Here is a 4,034-nt window from a genome sequence, read left to right as displayed (position 1 = left end):
CATCCGGAGCGTGCGATGGAAACATTGCTGGGTTCTAATGACGGACGGCGTATGCTTGAGGGCTTTTTATCCGCTTGAAAAAGTTACTCCTCCTCATTACATTTCTTTTCTCCACTTTACTGGCAGAGCCTTCGGTCCTAACCGAACCCGCTGCCCCGGCCAACCAAGAATTGCCCGCTCCCGAGACAACGGGCAATTCGGCTACGGTGGAACCCGATTCCAGTATCGATTCATTGTTTTCCACTGTCAGTTCCGGTCTCACGCTGCAATTTAGCAATCTTCCGAGCCATCCTTATATCGGTGAAATTATTGCCGTTACCGTCAAACTCACCCCATTGGATGTCGCTTCCGGAAATATAGAGTATTCGCTTCAGAACGAAGAGGGGATCCGTATTTTCAGCGAAACACCCCGCAGAAGTATAAAAAGTGATGCCGTTTACGACACTTTTTATTATCTGGTCCAATCCTCAACCGTTCGACTTCCCGATATCACGGCCATACTCACCTCAACCGGAGCATCATCAGAGCGATTGACCGGAACAACGCTGAACGCTTCAGCTTTAACTCCCCCCTCTACGTTTGCCAATGTTTTGGCCGATAAATTTTCCATTATCAATTACAAAACAACCCCGTACGATCAGGAAAACAACGTCGTCATTTTTACCGTTAAAGCCTCCCGCTGTAACATCGGCAGTTTTTCGATCCCCAATGCAATCAAACAGGGATTTGAGTCGAAGCTTCCCAACGTCGGGGAATCGCAAATGACCTACTACGCCATTATTCCCAACAGCGCGCCGACCCTTACGTTCTCGATCTTTAACCTGAAAAAGCAACGGTTTGAATCGCTCTCTATCCCCATCGTCGTAGACGATGATACGGTCTCAACCCAAAGCGATCTCTCCCCTACGGACGAGCGCCATACCGGTCTGAAAATGGGGGTGTCGGGTGCGGTAGCCGCTTTTTTTATTGCCCTCTTTTACTGGAGTCGACAAAAATGGTATTTATACTTTTCGATGATGCCGATGTTTTACCTCATTTTTGCCTTGCTGCCGAATCAGGAGATCTGTGTTAAAAAAGATGCCCCGGTCTATCTTTTGCCGATGAATCACGGCACTATTTTTGAGATGACCCTCAAAGAAGAGCATCTGGAAGCGGAAAAAGAGGTCGGTGATTTTACCAAAGTTCACCTGGATGAAAATCGTGTCGGATGGATACATAAACGTGATCTTTGCACGAATTAGATGGCTCTATGCCATTTTCGTCATCCTTACCGGGATGACACTGATGATTGCCACATTTTACCTCTTACCAAAGCCGTATTCGGTTAAATTCTCGGCATGGTTTATCCGTCTTCTGGTTTTTATCCCGGTCCGTCTCAAGGGGAAAGAGGACCCTGAGGCACAAATGTTTCTGGTCAACCACCAAAGTGACATCGATATAGGCATTATGGAGACGATCAGTACACGAGACTTGGCATGGGTCGCCAAACAAGAACTTTTCAAAGTCCCTTTTTTCGGACTGGTTTTAAAACTCCCTAAAGACATTCCGCTCCAGCGCGAAAGCAAAACCTCTTTGGTCAAACTCCTCAAAGAGTGTAAAGAGCGATTGGATCACGGACGCGTTATCACCATCTTTCCCGAAGGGACCCGTACCGAAACCGGTAAAATGAAACCGTTTAAACCGGGGGCGAAAATCGTCGCCGACAAATACGCACTGAAAGTTCAGCCGGTTGTGTTAATCGCGACCGCCTGGCATTTCAGCAACAAACGGCGCGATTTTTGCTCCGGAGCCGTTACTGCGATTTATCTTGACGCGTTCGTTGCCGATCGGAGTGATCCGGAGTGGCTCGAAAAACTCCATGCCACGATGCAAAAGGTGTACGATGATGAGTTGGCAAACCATCCTCGCTATCGGTAGCGGCGCTTTTTTGGGTGCGGTGCTTCGTGCCTATCTAAACGGTGTCGTAAACCACAACTTCCCCCACACCCTCCCATTTGGAACCATGTCGGTCAATTTGCTCGGCAGTTTTATCATCGGAGCACTCCTCGCCTATTTCACCTATACGACCTTTTTTAATGTGACCATGAAATCGTTTTTGACAACAGGATTTCTCGGCGGTCTGACCACCTACTCCACCTTTGCGATGGAGACATTCTTGCTGCTCAGCGGAGGGCATATTGCGATGGCGTGCCTCAATATGGCACTCAATACCTTCGGCACCATTGCCATGGCGGGATCGGGTTATTATCTTTTTAAAAATTGGCTAGCGTAAAGAGATAATCTCATCGGCACACCACTGCGCAAGACGGTGATCGTGGGTGATGAGCAAAACCCCCATGCCCTCCAGCTGATCAACGATCAGCTTCATGATATCAAGCTGGTTCAGGTTGTCCAGTGCCGATGTCGGCTCGTCAAGGAGGAGAAGCTTGGGTTTCATCAGCAGTGCTCTTAGAATAGAACAGCGTTGCAGCTGCCCTCCTGAGAGCTTATGGGGAAACGAATCAAGATGGGACTCATGGAGCCCCATCTTCTCCAACAGTCCTTCATACCCCTCCATCGAGGCAACCTCTTCGATCTGATTTCGAATGGTATAGGTGGGATGGAAAGAGGTATAAGGGTCTTGAAAGACTTGCGCAAGGCTTTGATGTCCGATATCCCCTTCAGAGGGCTTTAAACGCCCCAGTATCAACTCAAACAGGGTTGATTTGCCGACGCCGCTTTTTCCGACAATCGCTTTTATCTCCCCTACCTCAAGACGCAGCGAAAATCCTTCAAAGAGTTTTTCGCTGCGCCGATAGCCGAAACCAAGGTTATTAATTTCCAAAACCTTTCGGTTCAACGTGTTTGCCCCTGTCCGTATACTTTGTATTTGTACGTAGTGAGCCCTTCAACCCCCATCGGACCGCGAGCATGAAGTTTATTGGTACTGATCCCCACTTCTGCACCGAACCCGAACGCCCCTCCATCGGTAAAACGGGTCGAAGCGTTAACGTAAACGGCAGCCGCATCGATCGCATCCATAAAACGGTCTGCCGATGTAATATTTTCGGTGATTATCGCTTCCGAATGGCCCGAACCATAACGGACGATATGGCTGATCGCCCCCTCCACGCCGTCCACGACGCGGATATTTAGAATATTGGCAAGATACTCCGTATCGAAATCCTCTTCGGTTGCCTTTTGTACGTCAATTACCTCACGGGTCAAATCACACCCTTTGAGTTGCGTATTAGCATGGTCGAATACCTCTTTGAGCATCGGCAAAATACTCGGAGCAATCGTTTCGTCCACAAGAAGGGTCTCCATCGCGTTGCATACCCCCGGACGCTGAACTTTTGCATTGAGGGCGATGGCAATGGCGTTTTCGATATCGGCATCTTTATCGATATAGGTGTGGCACAGCCCTTTATCGTGTTTGACCACCGGAACGCTCGCATTTTGGCTCACGTACCGGATGAGTCCCTCACCGCCGCGCGGAATGATTAGATCCACATACTCATCCATTTTAATCAATCGCGAAACCCCTTCGCGCGTCGCATCGGGGAGAAGAGCCACCAGCTCAACCGGCAAGCCGTTGCGTACTAATACCGCCTGCAATGCTTTCGCAATTGCGGCATTGGAGTTTTCGGCCTCTTTCCCCCCTTTGAGGACACATCCGTTCGAACTTTTAAAACACAACGCCGCCGTATCGGAGGTGACGTTCGGGCGCGATTCGTAAATGATACCGATCACCCCGATCGGAATACTCACTTTTTCGATCTTGAGTCCCGCTTCCGTTACCCATCCGTCCAAAACGCGGCCGACCGGATCTTTGAGCGCTGCAATCTCTTCAATCGCGACTGCCATCGCCTCAATCCGTTTTTCATCCAGCATCAAACGCTCTTTTAACGATTCTGCAAGATTTTCGGTTTCGGCATGCGCCATGTCCAATCCATTCGCTTCAAGAATACTCATCGTATTTGCACGCAGCGATTGGGCCATCTCCTGTAAAATCCGGTTTCGTCCGCTACCGTTCATCGTCGCTAAAACACGGC

5 protein-coding genes are annotated in these 4,034 nt (G+C 49.3%); 3 read left to right on the top strand and 2 right to left on the bottom strand.

Annotation, left to right across the window (positions count from 1 at the left end):
* Nucleotides 1–74 precede the first annotated feature (74 nt).
* Genes M0P91_RS14605 through crcB form a run of 3 tightly spaced genes read left to right on the top strand, consistent with a single transcriptional unit; the run spans nucleotide 75 to nucleotide 2,272 of the window.
* Nucleotides 75–1,241, top strand: coding sequence for a hypothetical protein (locus M0P91_RS14605; RefSeq protein ID WP_295069062.1), 1,167 nt, complete (start codon nucleotides 75–77; stop codon nucleotides 1,239–1,241).
* Nucleotides 1,222–1,917, top strand: coding sequence for a 1-acyl-sn-glycerol-3-phosphate acyltransferase (locus tag M0P91_RS14600; protein ID WP_295069060.1), 696 nt, complete (start codon nucleotides 1,222–1,224; stop codon nucleotides 1,915–1,917). Before M0P91_RS14605 ends, M0P91_RS14600 begins: the two co-directional genes overlap by 20 nt.
* Nucleotides 1,886–2,272: a fluoride efflux transporter CrcB gene (gene crcB / locus M0P91_RS14595; RefSeq protein WP_295069067.1), complete on the top strand. Its 387-nt coding sequence runs from the start codon at nucleotides 1,886–1,888 to the stop codon at nucleotides 2,270–2,272. Before M0P91_RS14600 ends, crcB begins: the two co-directional genes overlap by 32 nt.
* Here the strand turns inward: crcB and M0P91_RS14590 are convergent.
* Both M0P91_RS14590 and M0P91_RS14585 read right to left on the bottom strand, forming a co-directional pair.
* Nucleotides 2,264–2,839 carry an ATP-binding cassette domain-containing protein gene (locus tag M0P91_RS14590; RefSeq protein ID WP_295069057.1) on the bottom strand — a complete coding sequence of 192 codons (576 nt, stop codon included), beginning with the start codon at nucleotides 2,837–2,839 and terminating at the stop codon, nucleotides 2,264–2,266. The two genes, crcB and M0P91_RS14590, sit on opposite strands and share 9 nt — an antisense overlap.
* Nucleotides 2,836–4,034: glutamate-5-semialdehyde dehydrogenase (locus tag M0P91_RS14585; RefSeq protein WP_295069055.1), on the bottom strand; the 1,199-nt coding region annotated here is incomplete at its 5' end. The genes M0P91_RS14590 and M0P91_RS14585, both read right to left, overlap by 4 nt.

This window comes from Sulfuricurvum sp., assembly GCF_023229695.1.
Classification (GTDB): domain Bacteria; phylum Campylobacterota; class Campylobacteria; order Campylobacterales; family Sulfurimonadaceae; genus Sulfuricurvum.
The sequence above is the reverse complement of the archived record's forward strand: the minus strand, read 5'-3'. Positions and strand labels throughout refer to the sequence as shown.